The 25705-nt window shown below is 67.6% G+C and carries 27 protein-coding genes; 13 read left to right on the top strand and 14 right to left on the bottom strand.

Features of this window, described 5'->3' with window-relative positions:
• Positions 1 to 18: 18 nt before the first annotated feature.
• Positions 19 to 1794, bottom strand: coding sequence for an FAD-dependent monooxygenase (locus LR394_RS13630; protein ID WP_269329099.1), 1776 nt, complete (start codon positions 1792 to 1794; stop codon positions 19 to 21).
• Between the two features lie 115 nt (positions 1795 to 1909).
• Between LR394_RS13630 and LR394_RS13635 the strand changes: the two genes are divergently transcribed.
• On the top strand, positions 1910 to 2572 hold the full coding sequence (locus LR394_RS13635) for an IclR family transcriptional regulator (RefSeq protein ID WP_407937052.1): 663 nt from the start codon (positions 1910 to 1912) through the stop codon (positions 2570 to 2572).
• A 75-nt stretch (positions 2573 to 2647) separates the two neighbouring features.
• Positions 2648 to 3058 carry a TIGR03618 family F420-dependent PPOX class oxidoreductase gene (locus LR394_RS13640; RefSeq protein WP_231441665.1) on the top strand — a complete coding sequence of 137 codons (411 nt, stop codon included), beginning with the start codon at positions 2648 to 2650 and terminating at the stop codon, positions 3056 to 3058.
• Between the two features lie 116 nt (positions 3059 to 3174).
• Here LR394_RS13640 and LR394_RS13645 read toward each other — a convergent pair whose 3' ends face one another.
• The 3 genes from LR394_RS13645 to LR394_RS13655 all read right to left on the bottom strand — a co-directional run bounded on the left by LR394_RS13645 (position 3175) and on the right by LR394_RS13655 (position 6367).
• Positions 3175 to 3930 (bottom strand): SDR family NAD(P)-dependent oxidoreductase, encoded by a 756-nt coding sequence (locus tag LR394_RS13645; protein WP_231441668.1) that lies wholly within the window; start codon positions 3928 to 3930, stop codon positions 3175 to 3177.
• 187 nt (positions 3931 to 4117) lie between these two features.
• Complete coding sequence (locus LR394_RS13650) at positions 4118 to 5011, bottom strand: zinc-binding dehydrogenase (RefSeq protein ID WP_231441670.1); 894 nt, start codon at positions 5009 to 5011, stop codon at positions 4118 to 4120.
• Positions 5012 to 5014: 3 nt separating this feature from the next.
• Positions 5015 to 6367, bottom strand: coding sequence for a DHA2 family efflux MFS transporter permease subunit (locus tag LR394_RS13655; RefSeq protein WP_231441672.1), 1353 nt, complete (start codon positions 6365 to 6367; stop codon positions 5015 to 5017).
• 58 nt (positions 6368 to 6425) lie between these two features.
• On the opposite strand from LR394_RS13655, the gene LR394_RS13660 reads away from it, so the two are divergent.
• Positions 6426 to 6923, top strand: a complete 498-nt coding sequence (locus LR394_RS13660) for a MarR family winged helix-turn-helix transcriptional regulator (RefSeq protein ID WP_231441674.1) — start codon at positions 6426 to 6428, stop codon at positions 6921 to 6923.
• Positions 6924 to 6946: 23 nt separating this feature from the next.
• On the opposite strand, the gene LR394_RS13665 is transcribed toward LR394_RS13660, so the two are convergent.
• Positions 6947 to 7657 (bottom strand): DUF6308 family protein, encoded by a 711-nt coding sequence (locus LR394_RS13665; RefSeq protein ID WP_231441676.1) that lies wholly within the window; start codon positions 7655 to 7657, stop codon positions 6947 to 6949.
• 158 nt (positions 7658 to 7815) lie between these two features.
• Between LR394_RS13665 and LR394_RS42925 the strand changes: the two genes are divergently transcribed.
• A complete protein-coding gene (locus tag LR394_RS42925; protein WP_231441678.1) occupies positions 7816 to 9711 on the top strand; it encodes a DUF5635 domain-containing protein in 1896 nt (631 codons plus the stop codon).
• 30 nt (positions 9712 to 9741) lie between these two features.
• Here the strand turns inward: LR394_RS42925 and LR394_RS13675 are convergent, their stop codons facing one another.
• Both LR394_RS13675 and LR394_RS13680 read right to left on the bottom strand, forming a co-directional pair.
• Positions 9742 to 10608, bottom strand: coding sequence for an alpha/beta fold hydrolase (locus LR394_RS13675; protein ID WP_231441680.1), 867 nt, complete (start codon positions 10606 to 10608; stop codon positions 9742 to 9744).
• On the bottom strand, positions 10605 to 11063 hold the full coding sequence (locus LR394_RS13680; RefSeq protein WP_231441682.1) for a MarR family winged helix-turn-helix transcriptional regulator: 459 nt from the start codon (positions 11061 to 11063) through the stop codon (positions 10605 to 10607). Before LR394_RS13680 ends, LR394_RS13675 begins: the two co-directional genes overlap by 4 nt.
• A gap of 69 nt (positions 11064 to 11132) precedes the next feature.
• On the opposite strand from LR394_RS13680, the gene LR394_RS13685 reads away from it, so the two are divergent.
• The gene (locus LR394_RS13685) at positions 11133 to 11555 is read left to right on the top strand and encodes a VOC family protein (protein ID WP_231441684.1); all 423 of its coding nucleotides are present in this window, start codon (positions 11133 to 11135) and stop codon (positions 11553 to 11555) included.
• A gap of 89 nt (positions 11556 to 11644) precedes the next feature.
• On the opposite strand, the gene LR394_RS13690 is transcribed toward LR394_RS13685, so the two are convergent.
• Complete coding sequence (locus tag LR394_RS13690) at positions 11645 to 12793, bottom strand: acyl-CoA dehydrogenase family protein (RefSeq protein ID WP_231441687.1); 1149 nt, start codon at positions 12791 to 12793, stop codon at positions 11645 to 11647.
• A gap of 24 nt (positions 12794 to 12817) precedes the next feature.
• Positions 12818 to 13651, bottom strand: a complete 834-nt coding sequence (locus LR394_RS13695; RefSeq protein ID WP_231441689.1) for a helix-turn-helix domain-containing protein — start codon at positions 13649 to 13651, stop codon at positions 12818 to 12820.
• A 9-nt stretch (positions 13652 to 13660) separates the two neighbouring features.
• On the opposite strand from LR394_RS13695, the gene LR394_RS13700 reads away from it, so the two are divergent.
• Together LR394_RS13700 and LR394_RS13705 are read left to right on the top strand one after the other, a co-directional pair.
• Positions 13661 to 13858 (top strand): hypothetical protein, encoded by a 198-nt coding sequence (locus LR394_RS13700; RefSeq protein WP_231441691.1) that lies wholly within the window; start codon positions 13661 to 13663, stop codon positions 13856 to 13858.
• Positions 13859 to 13994: 136 nt separating this feature from the next.
• Positions 13995 to 14291, top strand: coding sequence for a hypothetical protein (locus LR394_RS13705; protein ID WP_231441693.1), 297 nt, complete (start codon positions 13995 to 13997; stop codon positions 14289 to 14291).
• Positions 14292 to 14537: 246 nt separating this feature from the next.
• On the opposite strand, the gene LR394_RS13710 is transcribed toward LR394_RS13705, so the two are convergent.
• From LR394_RS13710 to LR394_RS13725, 4 genes are all read right to left on the bottom strand, one after another.
• Positions 14538 to 15245, bottom strand: coding sequence for a TIGR03943 family putative permease subunit (locus LR394_RS13710; protein WP_231441695.1), 708 nt, complete (start codon positions 15243 to 15245; stop codon positions 14538 to 14540).
• A complete protein-coding gene (locus LR394_RS13715; protein ID WP_231441697.1) occupies positions 15242 to 16252 on the bottom strand; it encodes a permease in 1011 nt (336 codons plus the stop codon). The genes LR394_RS13710 and LR394_RS13715 overlap by 4 nt, the downstream gene beginning before the upstream one ends.
• Before the next feature lie 36 nt (positions 16253 to 16288).
• Positions 16289 to 16585, bottom strand: coding sequence for an ArsR/SmtB family transcription factor (locus LR394_RS13720; RefSeq protein ID WP_231441699.1), 297 nt, complete (start codon positions 16583 to 16585; stop codon positions 16289 to 16291).
• Positions 16586 to 16792: 207 nt separating this feature from the next.
• The gene (locus tag LR394_RS13725) at positions 16793 to 17710 is read right to left on the bottom strand and encodes a DUF4253 domain-containing protein (RefSeq protein WP_231441700.1); all 918 of its coding nucleotides are present in this window, start codon (positions 17708 to 17710) and stop codon (positions 16793 to 16795) included.
• 210 nt (positions 17711 to 17920) lie between these two features.
• Between LR394_RS13725 and LR394_RS13730 the strand changes: the two genes are divergently transcribed.
• Complete coding sequence (locus LR394_RS13730) at positions 17921 to 18997, top strand: alpha/beta hydrolase (protein ID WP_231441702.1); 1077 nt, start codon at positions 17921 to 17923, stop codon at positions 18995 to 18997.
• Positions 18998 to 19022: 25 nt separating this feature from the next.
• Here LR394_RS13730 and LR394_RS13735 read toward each other — a convergent pair whose 3' ends face one another.
• Positions 19023 to 19319, bottom strand: a complete 297-nt coding sequence (locus LR394_RS13735) for a CBU_0592 family membrane protein (protein ID WP_231441705.1) — start codon at positions 19317 to 19319, stop codon at positions 19023 to 19025.
• A 123-nt stretch (positions 19320 to 19442) separates the two neighbouring features.
• Here LR394_RS13735 and LR394_RS13740 point away from each other — a divergent pair, with 123 nt between their 5' ends.
• The 5 genes from LR394_RS13740 (at position 19443) to LR394_RS13760 (ending at position 25334) form a co-directional block, all read left to right on the top strand.
• Positions 19443 to 20363, top strand: a complete 921-nt coding sequence (locus LR394_RS13740; protein ID WP_231441707.1) for a LysR family transcriptional regulator — start codon at positions 19443 to 19445, stop codon at positions 20361 to 20363.
• A gap of 24 nt (positions 20364 to 20387) precedes the next feature.
• A complete protein-coding gene (locus LR394_RS13745) occupies positions 20388 to 21323 on the top strand; it encodes a hypothetical protein (protein ID WP_231441709.1) in 936 nt (311 codons plus the stop codon).
• Positions 21324 to 21410: 87 nt separating this feature from the next.
• Complete coding sequence (locus LR394_RS13750; RefSeq protein ID WP_231441711.1) at positions 21411 to 23477, top strand: HelD family protein; 2067 nt, start codon at positions 21411 to 21413, stop codon at positions 23475 to 23477.
• A 275-nt stretch (positions 23478 to 23752) separates the two neighbouring features.
• Positions 23753 to 24310: an RNA polymerase sigma factor gene (locus tag LR394_RS13755; RefSeq protein WP_231441713.1), complete on the top strand. Its 558-nt coding sequence runs from the start codon at positions 23753 to 23755 to the stop codon at positions 24308 to 24310.
• Positions 24303 to 25334, top strand: a complete 1032-nt coding sequence (locus LR394_RS13760) for a hypothetical protein (RefSeq protein ID WP_231441715.1) — start codon at positions 24303 to 24305, stop codon at positions 25332 to 25334. The genes LR394_RS13755 and LR394_RS13760 overlap by 8 nt, the downstream gene beginning before the upstream one ends.
• The last annotated feature ends 371 nt before the right edge of the window (positions 25335 to 25705 follow it).

Genomic DNA, 25705 nt, shown 5'->3' on the forward strand with positions numbered 1-25705 from the left:
CAGACGTGTCAGACCTGTTCAGACCTGGATGCCGGCGAAGAAGCTGGTCAGCTCGTCCCCGGCGGTCAACGGCAGGACGTTCGCCACGTACTGGTCGGGCCGGACCACCACGATCGCGCCGTCCCGGCTGATCCCGCGCTCGGCGAAGATGTCGTGACCGTCGCCGGTGGCGTAGATCCTTTCCCAGTCCGTGACCTGCAGTCGTCCCTGCTTGGGCCGGAAGACGGCGGGTACCTTCTGGATCTGCACTTCTGCGAACGGTTGCTGGTAGATGATTTTCAGGTCGAACCAGGCTTCCTGCACCGTGAGCTCTGCGGCCAGCCCGTGGGCCTTCTCGCCATTGTCCGCGAAGACATAGATGCGCCAGCGACCGTCCGCCCGGGCGTGGTGGCCCAGGTGGACCGGAGTGGTGTCGCTGACCCGGTGCACCAGCGCGGACTTGAAGCGTTTGCCGATCGGGAAGCCGGTGGCCAGATGCTGGTGCGTAGGCTGGGCGGTCAGCATCGAGGGCTGGTACTGGGTCATGAAACCGGCCGGGAACTCGAAGGTCTTCACGTAGAAGTCCTCCAGGTGGGCCGGGTCGGGCATCTGGTCGGCGGGCATCGCCATCAGCGCCGACCATTCCTTGTCGAAGGCGATCAGGTTCTGGGCGACCACCTGCCGCTCGGCCGAGTAGGTCTCCAGCAGTTCTGGCCGGGCCCGGCCGTCCAGGACGTGCCCCAGCTTCCAGGCGATGTTCCAGCCGTCCTGGATCGAGACATTCATTCCTTGACCGGCTTTCGCGCTGTGCGTGTGGCAGGCGTCGCCGGTGATGAAGACCTTCGGGCTTTCGTCGGCGTCATGGAACTTGTCGGTGAGCCGGTGCCCGACCTCGTACACGCTCCACCACGGCACGTCTTGCACCTCGATGCGGTACGGGTGCAGGATCCTGTTCGCCTGTTCCACAATGCTGACCAGAGGTGTCCTGCGAACCGAGCCCGCATCGTCCTTAGGTACTTCACCCAGGTCCACATAGAAACGGGTGAGGTAACCGCCCTCGCGGGGGATCAGCAGGATGTTGCGGCCGTCGTGCGACTGGATCGCGCACTTGGTCCGGAAATCGGGAAAGTCGGTGTTGGCCAGCACATCCATCACTCCCCAGGCGTGCATGGCGGCCTGGCCCACCAGCTTGCGGCCGATTGCCTCCCGGACCTGGCTCCGGGCTCCGTCGCAGCCCAGCACGTACTTCGCGCGGATGACCCGTTCCTGGTCGTTCTGGCGAACGGTGACCAGCACGGCATCGCCGGTGACCTCGAGTCCGACGAACTCGACGCCGTAGTCGGGGACGGCCCGGGCCGGGGAGTTGAACGCGAACTCGGCGAAATAGTCCAGTACCCGGGCCTGATTGAGGATCAGGTGCGGGAATTCACTGATCCCCGAAGGGTCGTCGGGCACCAGCCTGGTGCGGACGATCTCGGTGGGCCGCTCCGGATCGGGCCGCCAGAACGCCATCGAGTAGATCCGATAGGACTCCTCGATCACCCGCTGCGCAAACCCGAACGCCTGGAACGACTCGATGCTACGGGCCTGCAGACCGTCGGCCTGACCGATCTCCAACCGCCCGGCGCGCCGCTCGATCAAGCGGGTGCTGATCCCGGGGAACTGCGCGAGCTGAGCGAAGGCGGCCAGCCCGGCCGGACCGGCGCCGACGATCAGCACGTCAACCTCGTCAGGCAGGTGCTGCGGACGTTCCGGGTCTGCAGCCGGCTCCACGCGGGGATCACCAGACACGTAGCCGCTGTGATGAAACTGCATCTCTGAGTACTCGCCGCCTTTGGCTAGTTCTATAATCGAACACTGAGACCGATTATTGAGACGTTGTGGAGACGGTATGTTTCCGCGAGATCGCGCGCAAGGGTTCGGAGGAGTTTTGGTGACCGACGGCAGGCCGGAAGCCCCTTTACAGACGCTGTCGCGGGGGATCACCGCGCTGGAGGTGCTGGCCGCAGCCGACGAAGCGCTGTCCATCGGCGAACTGGCCACCCGCCTCGGGCTGCACCGCTCGATCACCTACCGGATCGTGCGCACCCTCGAAGGGCACGGCCTGGTGGCCCGGGATGCGGCCGGGGACCTGGTGCTCGGCGCCGGGCTGGCCACGCTGGCCCGCAACGTCTCGCGCGACCTGCAGACCGCGGCGCTGCCCGAGCTCACCGTCATCGCCAACGAGCTGGGCATGACCGCGTTCGTCACGGTCCTCGATGCGCAGGAGATCGTCACCCTGGTCAGCGTCGAACCCCGCGCCGCTGTGGCCACCGTCGCCCAGCGTCCGGGTACCCGCCACGCCCTGGAGCGGGGAGCCCCGGGCCGGGCCATTCAGCGACTGGTCAAGCGCGAGGCCGGCGAACTGCCGTACGAGACCAGCCACGACGAGGTGACCCCGGGCCTGTCCTCGGTCGCCGTTCCTCTCGACATCCCCGGCCACCCGGCCGCCGCTCTGGCCGTGGTCTACCTGACCGGGAACGCCGTTGACGTTGCGAGCATCGGCACCCGCCTGTTCGAGGCGGCCGAACTGATCCGCAAGGACTTCCGCTAGAGCCTGTCAGCGCAGGTGTTCCTCGGCGAACCGTGATTTCATCCGTACACGCTTTACCGAACCAAGGAGATCACCATGCCCAAGGGTCAGCTACCGCCCGAGGTCGCCCAGATGTTCGCCCGCCCGAATCACGCCGTGATGGGCACGATCCATCCCGACGGATACCCGGTCACGGTAGCCACCTGGTATCTCCTCGAGGACGACGGCCGGGTGCTGCTGAACTTCGACGCCGCCCGCGCCCGGCTCAAGCACATCCAGGCCAACCCGCAGGTCTCCCTGACCGCGCTGGACCCGGACAACTGGTACACCCACGTCAGCGTGCAGGGCACGATCACCGAGTTCCGCGACGACGAGGGCCTGGCCGACATCGACCGCCTCTCCCAGCTCTACCAGGGTCAGCCCTACGGTGCGCGGGACCGGCCGCGGGTCAGCGCCTGGCTCACCGTTGACCGCTGGCACGGCTGGGGTGCCGCCGCTCGTAGCTGAAAGCTGAAAGCTGAAAGCGCACGAGGACGAACGCCTCGGTAGGGGGTTCGTCCTCGTTGTTGCCACCCGGCGGTCGTAGCAGTCCGCAGGTCGGATGCTCAGGTACCCGACTGCCGTCAGTGGCCCAGCGAGGCGCCGCCGTTCACCTGAATGATCTGCCCGGTGACGTGACGCGCGCCCGCAGAGGTCAGCCAGCGCACGGTCTCGGAAACATCGTCCGGCATGCCGGCCCGTCCTATCAGGGTCTGCCCGACCAGCGTCTCGTGCCGTTGCTCGGACATCTGGCCCTGGAAGAAGTTCGTCTCGGCGATGTATCCGGGCGCCACGACATTCACCCGGATTCCCTGAGGCCCGAGCGCGGCCGCCAGGTCGTAGGCGTACGGATGCAGCGCAGCCTTGCTGCCTCCGTACGATCCACTACCGGAACCGCGATACGCGGCAATGGAACTCAGCAGCACGATGCTCGCGCCCTCGGCCAGGGCGTCCAGTTCGCGCAGCCCTTCCAGCAGGGTGACTGCGCTCAGCACATTGGCCCGGAAGTTGGCCTCCCAGTGCCAGGCCGCCCACGCCATTCCTTTCAGATGGGTCTGGGCGTCCGCCGCCAGCGCCGCATTGGCCCCGGCCGCGGCCACGACGACGTCAAAGCGACCAGCCTGCTCGAGCACCGGCCGAACCTGCTCCGGCACCGTCAGGTCCACCGCCAGTGGTGTGACCGAGGTGGCACCGGCCGCCCGCGCCTGCTCGGCGACCTCGTCCAGCAGATTCTGGCGCCGGGCCAGAAGAGTCAGGTGATGACCTTCCCGCGCCAGGTCCACGGCGATCCGTGCGCCGATACCGCTGCTGGCGCCGGAAATGCAGATCCGCCGGGTCATGTGAGGTGCTCCGTTCGCGAGGTCAAACCTGCTGGTGTCTGTGGGTGGAAGAACGCGAACATTCTGCCGTATGCCCCACCGGACGAGTCGGTCCACGCTCCTGCTGAGTCTTCGCAGATCGTTCATGGAACGTCCCGCAGATCGGTCACGCTGTGGTTCGCAGATCGTTCACCTCCAAGTGCGCCGGTCAGGGCAACAGCAGGGATTTTCCGACGGCTGTTCGCTGCTCGATGGCGGCGTGCGCCCGGGCCGCCTCGTCGAGTGGATAGATCTGGCCGATCAGTGGTTGCAGCCTTCCCTCGGCCGCCCGGGCCAGGGCCCGCTCGGTCAGGTCGAAGCTGTCGCCGAGCTGGTCCAGCCCGATCACCTCGATCCGCCGACGCCGGGCCTGATCGGCGTCGATCTGGCCGAAGCGGCCGCCGGCGGCGCCGTGCTGCAGGTAGCGGCCGTGGTCGTTGACCCGGTCGAAAAGCTGGGGTGCGAGGTCGGCCCCGATGCCGTCGAAGACGACGTCGGCCTTCCATCCACCCTCTGAATAGGTCATTTTCGACTCGGCCTGCACGTGGCGAAGCTTGGCCGGGCTGCCGACCAGTCCAATCACCTGGGCCCCGGCCTCCTGCGCCAATTGCACCAGCAGGCTGCCCACGCCCCCAGCCGCTGCGGTGACCACGACCACCTCTGCGGGCTGGATCTGGGCCGCCTCGAACAGTCCCAGAGCCGTTCTCCCGTCGGCCAGGAGCGCAGCCGCAGTCTGAGAATCGACGTTGTCGGGGATCTCGTGCAGATCGGTGCGGTTGGCCAAGGCCATACTGGCGTAGCCGCCAGAACCACCGGTGCTGGTGACAACCCGCTTTCTGCCGGTGGCCAGGTTCACCAGGCCGGCAACTCCGTTGCCCAGAACCAGGGGAAACTGTGCCGGTGGCGCAATCGGGCTGCCGGAACGCCGCATGACGTCCATGAAGGTGATGGCGGCCACCTCGACCTGCACCAGCACCTGGCCTTCGCCGGGCCGCGGATCAGGAAGGTCGACCGGCTTCAGAACATCCGGACCGCCGGTGCTTTCGGCGACAACTGCGCGCATTGGCTATTCCCTTTTCTCGACCGGACTGGAAGGCAAAAAGCGGGTGACGACGAGAACAGCGACAGTGAGGACCAGGATCGCGGTGAATGCGGGGCCGAAAGTGGTTCCGGTTGCTCCGAGAATCAGCGCCGCCACCACCGTTCCCAACGATGCCCCGATGCGTTGTACCACGCTCAGCAGACTGGCTGCTCGGGGAATTCTGTCCTTCGCCACGTCACGGTAGCTCGCCGTCGAGGTCCCCGCCCCGATACCGCCGAACCCGGCTCCCATGACGAAGAGCGCACAACCAAGGACGCCGGTGGGCGCCTCATCGAACCAGGCGAACAGGGCCAGCCCGCCCACCAGGGCGGCAGCGCCGAGCGTGGCCACGATCCGCGGACCCGAACGATCGGCCCAACGTCCGGCGAACCACAACGCGAGCATCAGGCCAAGACCTTGCGGGGCCAGGAGCCAGCCCACCTGATCGACCTCGAACCCTCGAGCGCGCTGAAAGAAGAGCGGCATCAGCAGCATCGGGCCGTAAAGGCAGGCTCCGCTGAGGAAGACCAGCAGCGCGGCGATCGCGAACGACCCCTTCCGCAGCAAAGTCAGATCCACCAGCGCCTTTTCGCCCTGTGCCCGGGCGTGCCCGATGAAGGCGACCACCAGCACCGCCCCGATCGCCGCGAGACCCGCTGACATCGTCCATTGCTGGTCCGCGATCGAAAGCCCGGCCATCAGAAGGATCACGGCCGGTATGAGCAGAGCCAGCCCTCGCCGATCCAGCCGGGTGTCTGTCCTGGTGCTGTTCGGATGTAGGTGCCGATGGGCGAGCAGGATCGCGGTGACGCCGATGGGCACATTGACCAGGAAGATCCACCGCCAGCCCAGCGACGCCACGATGACCCCGCCGGCCACGGGCCCCAGCATCGGCGCCAGTTGCCCCGGTATCCCGACCAGCCCCATCGCCCGCCCGACCCGCCGCGGCCCAGCCTCGGCAGCCAGGATCGCCAGCACCAGAGGAAGAATCAGCCCGGCTCCCAGTCCCTGGACCACCCGGAACGCGATCAGGCTCTCGATCGACCAGGCCATCGAGCACAGGACGGATCCGGTCAGGAAAAGGCTCAGGGTCGCCAGCCAGAGCCGTCGCGTCCCGAAACGCTCGCTGAGATAGCCCATGGCCGGAATCACCGCGACCATGGCCAGCAGGTAGGCCGTGCCGACCCACTGTACCTGCGAGACTCCGGCCCGGAACGCCCGCGTCAGATCGTCGTAGGCGATGCTGACGATCGTGGTGTCGAGCAGCGCCGCCATCGCCCCGAGCAGCAGCACCCCGACCAGTCGGAGCAACTCGCGCTCCGAGGCTTCCGTTGGCATGCCAACAAAGCTAGCGACTTTTTGGTGGCATGCCAACAAACATTGCTAGCCTGACCAGGTGACCAGCTCAGAGGCGTCTTCCCGCCACGTCGGCACCTCCATCGCCGGCGCCCCGATCGGCTCCGCCTTGCTCCAGGCCCTGCGTGCCCACGCCCGCGTCGGAACCGAACTCCTGACCGCCGCCGGCGTCACGCCACCCCACGAGATCGTCCTCCTGTACCTGGCCGAGCACGGCCCCGTGCCGCAGACCGAATTGGTGCACTACCTGGCCCGCGACCGCTCCACGGTGACCGCCACCCTGCAGGCCATGGAACGCTCCGGCCTGGTCACCCGCAGTCCGTCGCCGACCGACAAACGCGCCATGATCGTCTCGATGACGGCCGCCGGGGCTGCGGCTGCACCCCAGGCCCAGGCCGCGTGGGAAGAACTGGAGCAGCGGACGATCGCCGGCTTGAGTTCCGCTGAGCAGCAGGAACTTCTGCGGCTGCTCAACCTCGTTCGCGATGCCCTGAACGCTCCGGCGACGGCCCCAGCGGCTCGATCTGTCCCTCGGTGATTGCCTGCGCCTGGCGTCGTGAGTCAGTCGGCTGCAGCACGGGGAGTTGGCAGGGCCCGTTGGCGCTGGACTGCCAGGCGCCGGCTCCGATCCGGGTCCTTGCCGTGCATCCAGGTCACGACGTCGATCGCGCGCAGCGGTGAGACCCGATGCGCAAGCCTGCCTTCGCTCACCAAGCCCAGCGCCCGACGCCACAGCTCCCCGTCGTTCGCGGTCAGTTGGTCGCGCAGTCCCCGCCAGTAGCCCTGGCTGCTGCGCAGACCGTATTCCTGCGCGACCACGGAATCCCAGATCGGTACCAAGGAGGGACGTTTGCGGGCCAGGAGTTTGCTGGCGAGGGTGCGGCCGACGCCGGGATAGTCCCGCAGGGTTTGCCAGATGCCGACCAGGGGTGAGCGCTGCCCTTCGAGTAACTCGTCGTCGGCATCGGGCAGGGCCAGGCTGTTGTCGATCTGGATCAGGTAGGAGCCGAGCAGATGGGCGTCGGTCTGGAGAATGGTGATGGCGGTCGGGGGTGGCACGGTGACCGAGAGCAGGCTGACGGCGACCAGGTCGAGGGCGGTGAACCGGAACGGGTCGGGGTCGGGCCCGCCCAGAGTCTGGAACAGGGCGCCGCTGTAGGGCGGGACACCTCCTGCGTCTGCTGGGCCGAAGTACGCCGTGAGCAGGGCGGCGGCGATCCTCTCGTTTCCTGCGTGCAGGGGCCAGGGCACGGTCAGCGCAGCGGTCCGCATACCTGCTGATGTCGACCTGGTACCGGCCCGGCTGAAGGTCCTTCACTTTCGGCGGGATCGAGAACGGACTGATGCTGGGGCGGTGTGGCGCTGGATCCGGAACTGGTCTACCCAATGGCTCTCCGGCTCGAGGGTCTGCGCTTGCTGAGGTACCGGGTGTGTCGAAGCGAGCCCAGTGGTCCCTGAAGCGGTCGGATGCACGCTGGATCGTCCTAGACTTTCAATTGGATGGTGCTTCAATTGAAAGTCTGGGAGTGGATGTGACCCTGCAGTCAGATGAGGAAGTCGTCGAGGATCGACGCCGACTTGTCGAGGCAGTCGAGCGAACTCTCGCGATCCTCAGCGCTGGGGCAGCGGCCGACAGTCTCGAGATCGAAGGACTCAACTTCAAGGAGGAGGCGGGCCGGCGCGGGCGTGGTGGTGTGCTCTTGCCCGGGCAGGAGCGGAGCGAGGCGGTTGCCACTCAGTTGGCCAACGAAGTCGCCTGTCTGGCCAACACTCCGTCCGGTGGCGCTCTCATAGTCGGCGTGGCCGACGACGGTACGGCGGTTGGTGCTACCTCCGATCGTGACTGGTTGCGCCAGCGAATTCATGAACGTGTCGACATCGCCCCAGCGATGGAAGAACGGTGGCTGCCTGATCGCACGCGCCTGCTGGTGCTCCTGGTGGCTGCGGCCCGCGAGCCCGTCGAGAACGTGTCCGGCAACCTCCGATGGCGGGTAGGAGCACGGTGTGCGCCGGTGGACCGGTCGGAATGGTGGCAGGAACGCTTGCGTCGGCAGGGTGCTGACCCACTGGCCAGCCGTAGCGACCGACGGGCTGGTGATGTCTCCAGCGATGCTTTTGCAGCTCTGCGGCGGCTGATCCGGGCCACGGAGGGCGCTGGGGGAGACTTGCTGGATCTGCCGCAGCGCGAATTCCTCACTCGCGTCGGGGTGCTGTTGCCCGATGGCCACCTGACGGCCGCTGGTGTTCATCTCCTGCTGCCCGCACCGAGGACCGTCATCGAGTTGGTAGCGCTGGACGTTCCGGGCGGGGACGTCACTGTGACCATGCCGGACCTGAGCGGACTCAGCCTGGTTGAGCAACTCGCCGACGTGGAAGCCCGATTGGAGTCGCTGGACCGCTCGGTGACTTTGGCACGGGGGTTGCGCCTGGGGACGGTACGTCAGATTCCCTGGCTCGCGGTTCGTGAGGCCGTACTGAACGCGGTGGTCCATCGTGACTGGCTGCCACGTGAACCGATCCATGTCTCGTGGGTGGAGGAAGACGCCAGCCTGGATGTCGTCTCGCCCGGGGGGTTCGCCGGCGGAGTCACTGATGCCACCGTTCTGTCGGCCCGGTACTCCCGCAATCCGGCGCTGGCTGACTTCGCCAGAGCACTTGGTCTGGTCGAGCGTCAGGGAGTGGGCGTTGACCGGATGTATCGCGAGATGGTGGCCCTGGGCCACCGCGCGCCCGTCATTCGGCAGGAACCGGGACCCCAGGTGCGTACCCGCTTGGTGGGAGGCCGTCCCCTGGACGCGATCCTGGCCGTGACCGGCGCCGTTGAGCCAGCCTCGCGCCGTCGTGATGTGAGGGTGTCACTGGCCGTGCATGCCTTGCTGCGTGATGGTTTCGTCGGCCCGAACAGCTTGGGTGAACTCCTGCAAGTGCCCGCGACGGAGGCCGCCGAAGCGCTGGACGTCGCCCTGGAGAGTTCGATCGACGGGGAGACACTCATGGTCAGCGGTAGCGGGGCAACCTTGCTGCCGGCAACCGTGGTCAGTCGCCGAGCTACCTCCGATCCCACAGCCCTGGCCCTCGCCCAGCGGCGGGGGCTCTTGCGGTGGTACCGCCCTGGCCCGGAAGACGCTCAGCGGCTGGTTCTGGCGTTCCTGGCCGAGGCGGCGCGGATCTCCAGCAGCGATCTCGCTCAGATCACCGGTCTGACCCAGCAAGGGGCCCTGCAGATGCTGACCCGCATGGCCAATGACGGTTTGCTGGAACGGGGCTCGGCCGCTCGCGGGCGGCACGCGCACTTCGTGCTCAGCTCGTCTGGGGACCGGTCCTGAGCAGGTAACGGGTTGGCTGTCGCAGGGTGCCTAGCCGGTGAAGAAGTCTTTCAGCTGGGACGCGACGCGCTCTGGTCCGTCACCTCGGGCCGAGTTCCAGGATCCCGCGTGGTCGAGGCCTTCGAGTTCGACAAGCGTTGCCTGGGGGAGGGTCTCGGCCAGGTCCCGGATCGCCTGTCGCAGGAATGCTGGGCTCTTGGTGCCGCCCAGCAGCAGCATCGGCGCCTCGATCGATGCGAAGGTGGACATTCGGCCGTCCTGACCGGCGACCGCGTTGAAGTCGTAGCGGATCCCGGGCAGAAGGTCCTGCAAACGCTGTTCTGAAGGTGCTTTCCGGGCATCCACGGCTAGGACGAGAGCCGCCAGTGTTCGTGCGGCAGGTCGAGGTAGCAGGCGCAATGGGGCCGGGGCGGTGCCCGAGGTCAGCAGTGAGGTGACGAGGGCGGCGGGCAGATCGCCCCGCTCGATCTCGGCGTTGAGTCGGCGGACCCCCTCCAGGGAGATTCCGTCTCGGTAGAAGGGCGGTTCGTAGACCGCGGCCCGGGTGATGCGTGGCAGTGTGCGCGTGGCCTCGAGTGTGATGACCGCCCCGGAACTGAGGCCGTAGACGAAGCTCGAGCCGGTGTGCTCGAGAAAGACGTCGATGTCTTCGACGTCCCGGGCGATGGTGTGCTGCTGTTCGTAGGGCCTCGGGCTGAGACCGCGACCTCGGCGATCGAGCGCATAGACCGTGAAGTGCGACGAGAGGGCCTGTGAAAGTTGGTCATACGTGTGGGCGGTACCCATGGCCCCCTGAACCAGCAGAATCCCGGGCCCTTGTCCTCGGCGCAACGCGCCGATCCGGGTGCCGTCCCGCGAGGTGACGTACACATCGTCCGCTGCTGTGGGCGTTCTCACTGAGGATCCTCTTCCCGCACGTACGTCTCGGTGGCGTCGCGAAACTGCTCAAGGACGTCTTCAAGCAGGTCGAGTTGCTCGGCGGTGCAGTTCTGGAGGATCGCGTTGAGTTGCTCGGCCAGCGGCGAGAAGAACGCGTTGGCATCGGTGTGCACAGCGGGTGCCGAGCGCAGCGTCACCAGGCGACGGTCGGCATGCCCACGTTCCCGGGTGATGTGCCCGGCACTCTCCAAACGGTTCAGCAGAATCGACGTCGCGCCGCTGGTCAGGCCGATGCGCTCGCCCAGGCGCGCAGGGGTGAGCGGGGCGCCGCGTTCCTCGGCGCGCAGGATCTCCACCACCGCCGCCGAGTCGGTCAGATGCATACCCATGCGGCGGGCGAACACGCGTCCGAGTTCGCTCTGGGCAGCCCCGTAGGCGCTGAGCCCTGCCACGATCCGTTCAGCCTGTTCCACCACGTACCTCCGCCATCTGCATGACAAGAGACTATGTCACAAAGTGTCTTTGTCGCATAGGCTTATGGCGTGAAGCTCAACCACGTGAATCTCTGTACCAGCGACGTCATCGCCCTGACTCGCACGCTCGTAGAGCATTTCGGCTATCGGCTCGTGGATTCGGGCATCGTTCACGGCTCGGACGACGCAAGCCGATTCGCTGCGGTCCTTGGCCCCGACGGCTCAGAACTGGTGATCACCCAGATCGCTCCCACTCCGGACGGTAGCCCGGCGTACCCGAAGGGCTTTCATTTTGGCCTGATGCAAGAGTCCCGGGAGGAGGTCCTGGCCAAGCACCGCGATCTCGACGCTGCCGGGTATGCCCCGGGGCCGATCAGTGACGGTTTCGAGGTCTGGGGTGCGACGTGGACGGCCTTCTACTGTCCTCTCGGTGACGGCTTGGAAGTTGAGGTCAACTACCGTACGCATTCCGTGCTGCTGGACGGAGAGTGAAGCGGGTCAGAGTCTTTCCAAACATCCGAGTGAGAGCCTTGATTCGCGTTCTGCGGCTGCCGAGCGCGAATCAAGGCCCATCGTCCATTTCAGAGGGCGAGCGAGACGGTGGGGGTCACGTCGAACGTGAGCCGACCGTAGTCCTCGGCCAGGATGTAGGGCGTGAAGAACGGGTGCCGGGTGCCAACGGCGATATCCCGCCAGAAGCGCTGCAAGGGATTGTCTTCCGCGAACCCGCTGGCCCCGTGCAGGTCGAGTAGTAGTTCCATGGCTTCGCGGCATTCCCGGGCGGCCGTCGTCAGCTCGATGCGCAACTGCGCCCGTTCCGTGACGGACATTTCGTCACCCTGAGGCAGGGCGTCGAGGACGTCGGCGACCCAGAGCGTGCGCCGCATCGCCGAATCAGTGCGTTGCAGGGCCTCGGTGAACCAGTACCGCCCGAGTGGGGAGTCAGCGATTCGGGTGTAGGTGGTCATGTACGGTGCCCGGCCGCCGGCGATCGCGTCCGCCACCAGGTCGCGTGCTCCGTGGGCGGCTCCGATCATCGGGGCGAGTGTTGCGAGGCCGCCCACGAACATCGCTTCCGGAGAGAGCGTTTGAGCCGGGCCATCAGCGTCTGGGTAGGCCACGAAGTGGTTGGGTACGAAAACGTCCTTGGCCACCAAGGTATGGCTACTCGTACCGGCAAGGCCGGCAGCTCGCCAGGTTCGTTCCACCGTGAGGTCGGAAGCCGGAACCAAGACCATGGCCACCGCCGACGTCGTGTCGGTCGGCAGGGGCACGGGGACCATGGCCAAGGACGCCACCTCGGAACCGGACGCCATCGCCCACCGCCCAGAGATCCGCACGCCACCCGGAACGCGGACCGCGTTGCTGTCCCGTGACATCACGTTGGAAGCGCAGAACACCGCGTCTGGATCGGCCAGAACAGCGTCTTGGGCTGCGGGGGAGAGCATCAGTCGGGCGCCACTCTTGTTGGCCGCGTTCAGGCCGACTACCCAGGCGGTTGACGGGCATCCCTTGCCGAGTTCGGCCAGAATCGCTACCAGCGTGTGCAGATTGGCTTCCTGCCCACCTGCGGCGCGGGGCACCGTGAGCGCGAACAACTGGGCGGCCCGCACTGCCGCCACACTCTCCGGTGCGGGCGTCAGGTCGCGTTCGGTACGTGCCGCGTTCGCCGCCAGCGTTGAGACCGTCTTGCGGGCAGCATCGAGCAACGCGTCGTTCATGCCGGTCATTTCGTCCTTCGTTGAGAGGAGAATTCAGCCCAATTGGCTGGGCTGAGTCAGGGTGGCGGCCAGGCGGATGGCATCGATCGAGCCGGGTTCCGCGGTGTAGACGATGGCGCGCAGGTCGCCTTCGGGGATGGTCAGGACGTCGCAGTCGACGGTGAACTCGCCGACGAGCGGATGGTTGGTGGTGGCCCGGTGGCGCCGATCGGGGTATTCCACCCGGGATTCCCACATGGCAGCGAACGTTTCGCTCACTGCCTGCAGATCAGCGACCAGGTCGGCCAGCCATTCGTCCTTCGGGTACCGCAAGGCCGTAGCCCGAAGGTCAGCGACGATGGCCTGTTCGAAACGCTTTTCGGTCAGGGCGGTGGGCCGGTTGTGCGCTGTATCGGCGGTGAAGGTCTGCCAGGCCAGATTGCGTTCGCGCCCGTCGGCTCTCATGGCGACCCCGCACATGGCCTCGCAGGCTGCGTTCCAGGCGAGCAGTGTCCAGGCGGCGTCCAGCACACAGATAGGCACGTCGCCGAGCCGGTCGAGCAGATGACGGGCGCCGTGGCCGATTTCGTGGGGTACCCGGCCTTCCCGGGTGGGCACGTGGCCGGCGAGTGAGCAGAGATACTCGTATTCGGTGCCGGACAGGCGCAGACTTCTGGCCAGGGCATGCAGTACCTGCGGCGAGGGCCGGCCCTGCCCTTGCTCGATGCGCTTGACGTATTCGGCGGAGACGCCGGCCTCGGCGGCCAGTTCGTCGCGACGCATCCCGGGGGTACGCCGGGGAGTGGTTGAGCCGATTTTGCCGGGCGGCGGTGTGGCCCGCTCACGCCAGCGCCGGAGCGCGGCTCCGAGTTCCTTGCCTGGTGTCACCCAAGAAGGATGACCGATGTCCGCATTTCCCGCCTGCCCCTAAAAGTACCAGCCTGGCTGGTCCGGGAGGCGTGGGTGGGCGGAAGTCTCAGCGTGAACGTGGCTGCGTCGCTGAGTTCGGCGCTGGTCGAAAGTCTTTGCCGGGCGGCCGGCGCCTCGGTGGCCTGGTCCTCGGAGACTGCCCTGGCCGCAACCGTCCGTTATTGAGAGCGACTCCCAGTTGCATGTTCATATTGCAATATCGACATGCGTCTGGTGAACTGTTGCCTCGCGCCGCGCATCGAGTCGGCGTCCGCCCCGGTTGTCCGGGGTGAAAAGCCGTACGACGAGAGGAAACGGTCCGATGAGCGTCACCGAGACCCACGCCGAGCACAGCATCGCCGAGCACCAGCACGGCGGCGACTGCGGCCACGAAGCCGTCCAGCACGGTGACCACGTGGACTACCTGCACGGCACGCACCGTCACGCCGAGCACGGCGACCACTACGACGAGCACGAGTCCGTGGCCGAGCACAGCACCGCCGAGCACACGCACGGTGGTGACTGCGGGCATGAGGCCGTCCAGCACGGTGACCACACCGACTACGTGCACGAAGGCCACCGCCACGCGGTGCACGAGGACCACTACGACGAGCACTAAGAAGCTCGCTCGGAGAGGATCCGGGATGGCGGCGCCGGCTGGACCATCGAGGCCTCGAGTTGAGGCGGGGCCGCCGTCCCGGATCCAGGCACCTCCGCCGTCCATTGATCGGGCGTAGTGCGGCCTTTAGCTCGCAGCTGCATCAGCGGCAAAGACATCGCCGCGGGGCACAAGCGACGTGACGTCTGGGATATTTACATCGGGTTCATGCGGCCTCGGTGGTGTCTGCGAGCCGGTCCGGTCGGCTCACTCGTAACCGTTGCGGGGAGCGGGGATCGCGGTCACGCGGGTGGCCGCCAAGGTGGGCGGCTGGCTCCCCGGATCGATCGAGGCGTCGTCCGGTTGCCACACGCCTTCGACCTCAACCCACTGGTCCCTCGCCGGCGAGGCCTGCCCGGTGACGGTGACGAGAATGGCGGCCGCATCGGCCGCGCAGCACTGCATCATCATCCGGGCCAGTTCCCAGTCCTGCTCTCCGGACCGGGACACGAAACCCACCAGCCGCACCGTGCGGCCCTCCAGGGACTTCGACTCGTCCCAGTAGGCCCGTTCGTTGAATTCGGCCAGGGTGAGTTCCAGGACATCGTCCTGGGCCAGTGCCTCGAACCCGGCCTCGATCTCTTCGTCGCTGCGGTTGTCCACCGCCGACACGTCGACCGCCCGCTGAGCCGAGTACGAGCCCAGCGCTGGTGGGGTGAGCGCCCCGATGCACAGCACGGGCAACAGCAGCAGCCACGTCGTCCGGGGCGCCGCCCCGTGCCCCTGCTCGTGGTGACCGCGGCGCAGGGCCATCAGCAGATCGGCCAGCCCGAGCAGCACGAGAACTGCTCCAGTGACGATCAGGGCCGGGCGCATGAACGGCTGCACGTAGCGTAGGTGCAGATCGGTCAGGCCCACGTGCGCAACCACGCACCCGAGCGTGACCAGGACCAGCCACTGCAGTTGCCGCCTCACAGCAGCACCGTACCGATGGCGACGGCGCAGGCCACGGCGACCACGAAGGTGGCCGGCGCGAACCGGGCCGCGAAAGCCCGTCCGAACGTCCCGGCCTGCATCGAGGCGAGTTTCACGTCGACCATCGGGCCGACCACCATGAAGGCCAGCATGGCGGTGGGCGAGAACTGGGTGAACGAGGCGGCCACGAAGGCATCGGCCTCGGAGCAGATGGCGACCGCCACGGCCAGCAGCGACAGCACGATCACCGACACCACCACCTGCCCGCCCAGGGTGGCCAGCCAGTCGGTCGGCACCAGCACGTTCACGGTGGCGGCGAGCATCGCGCCGAGCACCAGGAACCCACCGGCGTGGAGCAGATCGTGCTGCATCGCCTGCGCGAACGCCGAGGCCCGACCGTGCTGGTGGGCATCCTGGTTCAGCGAGGGCAGCCGTAACCATTCCGGGCGCCCGAACCGCAGCCACAGCCAGCCCATCGCGGTGGCGGCCAGCAGTGAGGCCACCAGTCGGGCCACCATCATCTCCGGTCGCCCGGGAAAGGCCACTGCCGTCGCCACCAGCACGATCGGGTTCACGGCGGGAGCCGCCAGCAGGAAGGCCAGGGCCGGGGCGGCCGGCAGGCCCTGGCGCATCAGAGCACCGGCCACCGGCACAGAGGCACATTCGCAGCCGGGCAGGACCACCCCGGCGGCGCCGGCGACCGGTACAGCCAGAGCCTGACGGCGGGGCAGGGCCGCCTGCAGCCATCGGGCCGGGACCAGCACGCTGATCACCGCGCCGAGCGTGACGCCCAGCAGCAGGAACGGCAGCGACTGCAGGGTGATCGAGACGAACACGGTGACCCAGGCCTGCGCGGCCGGGTGGTGCTGCCCCCAGTCCGCCAGCCAGAAGCGCCCCAGGGCGAGGGCGGCGAAACCGGCCACGACCAGGAGAGCGAGTAGGCCGGCCGGCTCACGGTACGGGGGCGCCGGAGCGGGACGGACCTGGGCCGGGTGCTGCTGGGGCATGAAGAATCCTGACGGGCGGTTCGACGGTCAAAGGGCCTACGGTTTGCTGCCTTCCAGGACGTGGGCGACGGCATCGGCGACCACATGGGTGACGTGGGTGTCGGCGATCTCGTAGGTGACCTCCTTGCCGCTGCGCACGGCGGTGACCAGGCCGCCCTGGCGCAGGGTGCGCAGGTGCTGCGAGACCAGCGGCTGGGACATGGCGGTCCGCTCGGCCAGTTCGCCCACGGTGCTTGGTTGCGCGCTGATCAGCCGCAGCAGCCACAGCCGGGACTCGTGGCCGAGGATCTTGAACAGCTGGGCGGCCTCCGCCAGTCCGGGTTCCGCCTGCACCGCAGTCACTCCATCGCATAAGCAGTTTGCAATGTGTCGCACTCTACCGGCCCGGCGACGCCGTGGGGAGAATGATAACGGTTCCCGATGGGATGCTGTGGAGAAGACGGGAAGTCCGCCGTGGTCGCTCGTCTGCTGGTGCGGCGTGGCACCCATGCCGAGTTGGCCACCGCACGGGCACACCGTTGCGATGGCGCAGGACAGTCCCTAAGGGCGGTCGTGGAGGAACCAGGCGTTGGTGTGGGCCAGATCCCAGGCCAGGTGGATCTGGGGCATGTCGAGGTTTCCGGCCAAAGAGAGCTGCTGCCGGGCGAGTTCCAGAGCTTCGGGCCCGAAGTCCGGGCGGCGTGTGGTGGTGAACTGGAGCATGGTGTCCCAGGACGCGACGAGTTCGGCGCCCCACCTCTCGTGCCAGTGCCGCAGGCAGGCGACCAGGGTGGCGGTGTCGTCCTCACCGAAGTAATACAGCCAGGCCATCGCGAGCCAGGGGCTGGTGGTGGGTAGCAGCGCCAACTGCACCCGACCGGGAACGTACCAATCGAGCGCGCCGGACGTCTTGAGCACCTGATCGCTGTGCAGTGGTGTGCTCAGGGCAGGGTCGCTGGTGATCTTCTCCAGCAGGTGGCGCTGAATGACGTCCAGCGTGGCCGAGGGCGTGATACCGGGGAGCAGGTCCCGGGCCACAGTTCGGGCGTCCCAGTCCGGTCCGGCCTGGTAGAAGTCCAGGAGGTGTTCAACGGTCTCCAGGTCGAGAGGTTCCTCGGGCTCGTCGGTGTCCCAACGGTTCAGCGGCGGCCACGGGTCCGGGTTGAGCGACGCTGCCTCAAGTTCGGGCAGTTCGTCCGGCCCGGGGCCGAAGAACTCAAGGTTGCAGTCATGGAGAACGTCGTCACTGACATCAGAGCCGTCGGCATGGATGCCGTAGTCGTCTCCGCTGACCGCGACCGGCCGCCGCCCCGTCACGGCCATGACGTCCCGGGCCGCCCGCCAGCCGGTGAGCAGGTCTTCCGGCTCGGGCCATTCGATCACCAGCACGTCGTCGCAGTCCGGCACCCGCTTGACCGGCAGTCCGTCCAGCGCCGTCCCGCGGAAGGCGGCCATGAGTTCGGCAGGGCTGTTCAGCACAGGCGGCACGGTACCTACTGGTCCAGGAAAACGTCCGTTCGCAACACGCAGATCAGCCTCGTGCAGCGTCCCGTCCTCGGCCGCGAGAATCAGCGTCAAGCGCTGGCATGGCGCGTATCACAGGCCCTTGTCCGAGGTGCGGACAGGAAGCGAGTAGTGGCGCAGCAGAACGCTTCCGTGAGGCTCGGTCTTCTCCAGGCGTCCGCCCCAGTGCTCGCGAGCAGTCCGGTGCGCTGCTCCAGCGACCTGCTGAAGCAACAGCCCTCGCCGCTGATCCGCAGCCAGGCCGAGTTCAAGGCCACCAAAGTCTTCAACCAGAAGCTGGCCGCGAACTGCCGTCGCCACACCGGGCCGGTGTACGACCACCTGGACACCCTGAGCACAGTCCGGGACCTGGACGCGCTCCGGCAGGCCCTCGGCGAGCAGAAGCTGACCTTTCACGGCAGCTCGTACGGCACCCTGCTGGGTCAGCAGTACGCGCAGCAGTTCCCCCGGCGAGTGCGGGCCCTGGTGCTGGAAAGCGTGGTCGATCACAGCCTCGGCACCCGGGCGTTCATGGACACCCAGGCCGGCACCGAGCAGGAAGCGTTCGAGCAGTTCGTGGCCTGGTGCGGGCGTACCGAGTCGTGTGCCCTGCACGGGCAGGACGTGAACGCCGTGTGGGACCGGCTGCTGGCCAGGGCTGAGGCCGGTGAGCTGGCGGGCCTGAGCGCTTTTGCCCTGACCGTGCAGGCCCAGAAGGCGTTCTACGAACCGGACTGGGCCGAGTTCGCCCAGCAGCTCGCCGATCTGAATCAGCCGGCCGTCACCAAGGCCCAAGCCGACGCCGAACCCGGGCCAGAACTCCAGACGTACCCGATGGCGGTGTTCTGCGAGGACTGGTCCCTGCCGGTGCGCGACCACGCCCAGTACGCCCAGCTGATGGAACGTATTGCCGAGCGGGCCCCGCAAATGCGTTACCCACGTTCGTTGCTGGCGCTCTCGACCTGCCTGGGCTCACCCCAGCCGGTCCGTAACCCGCAGCGGGACCTGCGGGTGAACGGTGCTCCGACGATCTTGCTGACCAACGCCCGCTACGACCCGGCCAGCGGCTACAACTGGGCCACCCACGTCGCCGAACAGCTCGGCGACCAGGCTGTGCTGCTGACCTACGACGGCTGGGGGCACGGCACCTACAACAGCAGCCCGTGCGCCCAGCAGGCGATCGACGACTACCTGATCAGGCTCCGGGTACCGGCGCCGGGCACGCACTGCCCGGCGATCGAACCCGCTGTGCCGCAGCGGTAACGGCCAGGAACCAGGGCCGGGGGGATCAGGAGGCCGGGACGAAGTCGGTGGCGTTGCAGCTGAGCTGCTGCGTCGCCAGCTTCGCGCGGCGGCGCTCGAGCAGTTCAACGACCACGGCGTGCAGGCCGATCGCCGCCCAGACCAGGTTCGAGGCGACGCTGGGCCAGGCCCCGTACATCGCGCTGCCGAGCGCACCCACGGTGCCGCCGATGCCGTTCAGAAGGGAGTAGCGCAGGGAGGTGGCGCTCCAGCGCCCCCGGCAGAGGAGGACGTAGGCCCCGAGGGTGCCCACCGTGCCCAGCCAGCCGAGCAATGCCGCCATTTCAGCAGCCCTTTCAAGCGTGAGGGAGGAGACCGGACCGCCGATCCCCGCCGATGACTATGAGGCTTCGCGGACTTCAGCACAATTGCAAATCACTGCACCGGACGTTTAGCGTTTCTGAACATGCGGATCGACCCCCGGCGGCTGAGGTTCCTCCTGGCCATCTCGCGTGAGGGCGGCGTGCTCGCGGCCGCCGACGAGTTGGGCCTGACGCCCTCTGCCGTTAGCCAGCAGTTGGCCAGACTTGAGTCCGAGACCGGGTTCGCCTTGGTGACGCGCACCACGCACGGGGTGCTGCTGACCGAGGCCGGGCATGCCCTGGTGGAGGCGGCCGAGGAGATCGAGCGGGCGCTGAACCTGGTGCGGGCCAAGCTGTTGGAGGACGAGATCGATCCGGTCGGAACGGTGCGGATCGGCATCTTCCAGACCTTCCTGCGGGTGGCGCTGGCCCCGAACCTGCCGGAGTGGAAGCGCCGGCATCCCCGGCTGCGCTTCGAGGTCTACGAGGAGGACCAGGAAGAGCTGCTGCGGATGCTCCGTTCAGGTGACCTGGACATGGTGACCCTGGAATTCGACGCCCAGCAGGCCTCGCCGCGCCTGCCCAAGAACATGACCGAGACCCCGCTGCTGGACGAGCCCTGGCGGCTGGTCGTGCCCTCCAACGTGGCGCTGCTGGACACGGTGGACATCGGCCGGCTCTCGCTGCCCTGGCTGGGGCTGGTCTCGGGTGCGGCCGGCGCGGAGGCCACGCACCGGGTGCGGCGGGCCCTGAACATCTCCACCCCGATGGTGCACACCTACCAGGACATCCAGACCGCGCTGGCGTTGGTCGGTGCGGGTGAGGGCATGGCGCTGGTGCCTTCACTGGCGCTGCTGGACGTCTCGCACCCGAACATCAGCCCGCTGGAGGTGCCCGGCCTGGGTACACGCCGGATCGTCCTGCGCCGCTTCGAGGGCCGCGGCGTCCCCGAGGCCGTGGATGTGGCGGCCTCCCTGATCCGGGAAGCTGCAGCGGCGGTCAGCCTGGACCACGCCGTGGTGTGACAAATGGTGCAATAGGCTCCAGAAGTGGCTTACTCTCAGCGGTTCCATTCAGCGATCGTCGACGGCCGACTATGCGCCTACCGCCTGACCGACGGCGTCGAAGGTGTCCTTGAGCCGGTACGGAGTTGGCTCCTGCCCGAGGCCGATACTGCGCTGGGACATGCCGTCACCGTCGATCTGCAGCGCGCCTACTACGTCACGCTCGATGAGATCGTCGCCCTGTCGGCGGACGGTGGGCAGGTGTGGCGTTCGAGCTTCGAGCCGAAGGCGACCAGCAAGTTCGGGCACTGGCCGGGCTGCTTGCTCTCACTGGGCGAGAGCGCGATCTGGGTCTACCGGCCTGACGCCATGGCGGGTCGCGACCGTTCCGACCAGTGGGTCGTCCTGGACAGCAGGACCGGTGCCGTCATCGCCCAGGCCGACCTGGAAACGGCCGGCCATGGGGGTGGGCAATTCCTGCATCGGGGTGATGGCAGCGTTCTGCTTGATGTCGGTGAGGGGCAGGACGGTTCGGCGCTGTACCGGGGATCGCTGACCGAGACGGGGATGGACCTTTTCGTCTACCCCTGGCGCGACCGCGTCCTGGTGGGCTTTTCGCCCGACGGTCAACGGTTCCTGACGGTCGAACATGGACAGGTCGACCTGAAGGTCCATGCCTACCCCCAGGGCGAAGTTCTGCTGTCCCTGTCGCTGGAGGATTTCGGGCACGGCGACGAGGAGGAGGTGTACGTGGACTGGAACGGCGGCTATCTCGACTCCGAGACGGTGATCCTGACGGTCACCGGGGAGGACGAGGAGAAGGAGTGGTTCCAGAGCTACCGGGTGGATACCCGCACCGGTGAGGTGAGGGGGGCGTTCGACACTCGCACCGACAATGCCGACGGCATCAAGTTTCTCGGCGACGGTACCTGGCTCACCGTGGGCCCGTCCGGTCACCCGGTCCGCCATTCGGATCGGTGAGCAAAGCACGCAAGCCGGGGCAGCGTCCCCCATTTTGCTCTGACCGTATGGCCGGGAATCTCAGCTGACGTGTGATACCTCAAGGGGATGCAGCCCACCGCCGTCACCGAAGAACAGCGCTTCCTCGACGCTGCCCTTGCCCGTCAGGCCCAGATCCTCCGGCAGATCGAGCAGGAGATCGGGGACGCGGCGCAGGAGCGCACGGAAGCTGTTCGGGTGCGGGGGCTTCAGCAACGTCACAAGGAGATTCTCCGGGCTCAGGACGGGTTGATTTTCGGACGTCTGGACGCTCTGGACGGCGTGGTCCGGCACATCGGCCGCCTGGGGGTGCGCGAAGGCGACGAGGATGCTGAGCCCCTGGTGCTGGACTGGCGGGCGCCGGCAGCGCGAGCGTTCTACACCGCCACTCCGGTCGACCCCCAGGGGCAGGCCCGCCGTCGGCATGTTCGCACCAGTGGGGCAACGGTTCTCGACGTCAATGACGAGCCTTTGGACGGCGGCGCGCAGACGGATCTGGTGGGGGAGGGCGCTCTGCTGGCGGCGCTGGGTCAGCGTCGTACCGGGCAGATGAGCACAGCCATTGCCACGCTGCAGCGTGAGCAGGACGACATCATCCGGGCCGACGCCAGTGGTCCGCTGATCGTTCAGGGCGGTCCGGGTACCGGCAAGACGGTCGTCGCACTGCACCGGGTTGCCTACCTGCTGTTCACCTACAGCCAGATCAGTGAGCAGGCCGTGCTGGTGCTGGGCCCCTCCGCGCGGTTCCTCGACTACATCGCGCAGGTGCTGCCCGCGCTGGGCGAGACCGCCGTGGTCTCGGCGACCTGCGACACCTTGCTTCCGGGGGTGGTGGTCGGGCGCGAGGAGTCACGGCGGGTCTCGGAAATCAAAGGACGGGGTTTGTGGCAGTCGGCGCTGCAGGCTCACGTTGCGTCGCTGCAGCCGGTGGAGCGGGACCTGACGGTGCGCTGGGAGGGCGAGGAGTACACCCTGGGCACCGCCCAGGCACTGCGCGCTTCGTTGCCGGGGCGCTCGTATCACGCGGCGCGGGCGGTCTTCACCGAGCACGTGCACCGGCTGCTGACCGACGCGGTGGTGCACCGGCGGGAGGCGATCATGGCCTCGATGGAGGACGGCTTCGAGGACATCCTGAGCGGTCTGGACCGGAAGAAGGGGGCCGAGCAGGACGTCGGCCCGGCTACCCGCGCCTCCAGCCAGGACGTGGACGGAACGCTCTCCGAGGACGAGGTCGAGGAACTGCGCGACCGGATCAGTGCCAGCCCCCAGGTGACGGACGCGGTGGTCCAGTGGTGGCCGTCGCTGGATGCGGGGGAGGTGTTGCGGGAACTGCTTGAGGACGCTTCCCGCCTCACCTTCTTGCCCGCGGGGGAGGCCGCGCTGGTCGCCGCGGAGCCCTCCGGCTGGGCCTCCAGCGACATTCCCCTCCTGGATGCTGTGGCCGACCTGCTGGGTGACGTGGCCGTGGAAAGGCTGCAGGGGGAGTTCGTGGCGGACCGGGCGCGGCGGCAGCGGGGGTGGATCTACGGTCACGTGGTGGTGGACGAGGCCCAGGAACTGTCAGAGATGCAGTGGCAGATGGTGGTCCGACGCTGCCCTGCCCGTTCGATCACCGCGGTCGGCGACATCGACCAGGCCGAGGCCTCGCACCAGCACACCAGCTGGGCTCAGGCGGTCGAGAGTTCGTTCGGTGAGCGCTGGAGCGCAGCCGAGCTGACCATCTGCTACCGCACCCCCAGCGAGGTCATGGACCTCACGGCGCCGGTTCTGCAGAAGGCCGGCAGCCACAACACCCCACCCCGCGCCGTCCGTTCCTCCGGCGTTGCTCCCTGGCAGAAAACAGTGGACGCGCAAGACCTGCCCACCGCCGTCAAGAACGCCGTCCAGGAACTGCAGCACCGTTGGGCCGGCGGCACGGTCGGCGTCGTAGCCCCGGCCGCCCGCCTGGCCGAGCTCACCGCGGCCGCCCCCACCGACGTCCCCTGTTTGAGCGCGCCGCAGGCCAAAGGTCTGGAGTGGGACGCCGCGCTGGTGGTCGACCCGGACGGCATCGCCGCCGAGCCGCGCGGCTGGAACGGGCTGTACGTGGCGCTGACCCGGTGCACCCAGGAACTCGGCCAGATCGTGCTCGGCTAGGGCCTGTCCTGTGGATCTTTGCCTACTGCGGGGCACCCGGGACGCCGTCTGGACGCGTCCGGCGTGGCCCCACGCAAAACCATTGCGAGGGGCCCCACCGGCCACGCCCAGCCGACGCCCCGGGCACCTCCTCGCTACGGCCATGATCCACAGGACAGGCCCGAGAAAAATCCGGCTCGGGCCGTAACACCGGGGCCGGTGCCGGACCTTGACCGGTGACAAGGGACGCACCGATGGCCAGGAAAGGCAGTTGTCTACCGTGAGCAAGACTCGTCATGGGTGATCAGGACGATTTCGAGGAACTGTTCCAGCGGCACTACCCGAAGGTGCTGGCCTACGCCTCCCGCCGGACCGAGGCGTCCCGGGCCCATGACGTGGTGGCCCAGACGTTCACCGCGGCCTGGTTGCACTTCGACCGGTTGCCGCCGGAGCCGTTGCCGTGGCTGTACCGCACGGCTGCCAACCACCTGGCCAACGAGAACCGTTCCTCCCGGCGGCAGGAGCGCCTGGCCGCCCGGCTCCGGGGACGCCGTAGCACTCCGGTGCCGGACCCGGCCGTGCAGGTCGTGGAGGACGATCACCTGCGTGCTGCTCTGCGCGCCCTGGACCCGGTCGGCCGCGAGGCACTGCTGCTGATCAGCTGGGAAGAACTGGACTACGCCGACGCGGCCGCCGCCATGGGCTGTTCGGTGGCCACGTTCCGGGTCCGGGTGCACCGGGCTCGCCGAAAACTCGAACAGCTGCTGGCGATGGACCCCATCGGCCAGGAAGCAGCCGATCTCGCTGTTACGCCAACGATTCCCGCGCATCCCGGAGGAGCGTCCGATGCCTGACCCGAACGTCCTCGATCGTCTGCGGGCAGCCAACCCGTACCAGGAGCTCCCGGCGCCCGACCTCCGGGCCGACGCTCTCCTGCACCGGATCGTCTCCTCACGGCGTTCCGAAAAGCGTTACCGTCCGAAGCTCTGGCGGCCGGCCGTCGCCGGCCTGATGGCGGTCGCGCTGCTGTTGACCGTGCTGCACATCTCGGCCCCGGCCGAACTCCCGGTGATCCGGACCGGTGACGCCCACACGGCCCTGATCGCCGCCGCCGAGCGGGCCGGTGACAACGAGGCCAGGACGGAGTACCGCGTCGTCGCCGAAAGCTCCGTCGTCCTGCACCACGCCAACGCCGGGCGCGAGTACGACGTGCGCCTCACCTATCCGGTCACCACTCAGGTCGACGACGGCGGTAACCACCGGAGCCTGAGCTTCGGGACCATGAAGCTCACCCCGCTCACCGCTGCGGATGCGCAGGCCTTCCAGGCCGACGGTTCTCCCGAAGTGGACTCCGGTCCGGACGCCCCCGCCAGCCCGGGCAACGAGCAGATCCTGCCCGGATTCGACGAGAACCTCATCTTCGAAGGCGATCTCGAGCAGATGCCGACCGATCCGGTGGCTCTGCGGGAGGCCATGCTGGACTGGGTCGCCGACCACGGTGAGTGGTGGACCCACCTGCCCGGCCTTGCCCAGCGTCCCCAAGATCCTGCGGCCTGGCTGTTCCGGGAAGGGACCAAGATCCTGAGCAACGACTACGATCTGGAACCGGCCCGCCGGGCCGGCATCTATCAGATGATGGCCGGGCTCCCGGGCGTGCGGACGGTCTCCGGTACCGATCCGGCCGGGCGTGAGGCGATCGGCCTGGTGATCACCGAGAAGACCGGTAGGTACGGGACGATGGAATGGCAGCTCTACCTGAACCCGAAGCGGGACGAGGTGCTGGCGATCCAGTCGGTGGTCAAGGAGCCGGGCTCGGAGAACTTCTACCTCACGGCCGGAACCGTCTACTCCAGCTACGTGGTCAAGGAACTCTCCTGATCTGAGGAGATCGGTCGGTGCGGATCGCGCACCAGACCTGAGCGAAGTCCCGGTCCTGCGGAGCGGTCCGGACCGGCCGATCCCCGGCCGCTCTGGAGGGCCGGAAAGCTGAATGCTCTGCGCGCCAATACTCCTGGGTCTCGGGAAGGGCAACCAGAATGCCGGATGTTGCGCCGTGCGGTCCGGAACCGATATTTCCAAATAACACTCCCGACCGGGGTGAGGCGATACCCAGGTCCGGCTCTAGGTGTTTCAATTCGGCCATTGACGCAGCTGCACCGAGCGACGACACTCCATGAACGAACCGGCCGATGGCCGGGGAACGGGGGACCCGGTCATCGGCCGGATTCAGTCGCCGAAAAGTTTTCGAA

Source organism: Kineosporia babensis, assembly GCF_021129305.1.
In the GTDB taxonomy this organism is placed as follows: Bacteria; Actinomycetota; Actinomycetes; order Actinomycetales; family Kineosporiaceae; genus Kineosporia; species Kineosporia babensis.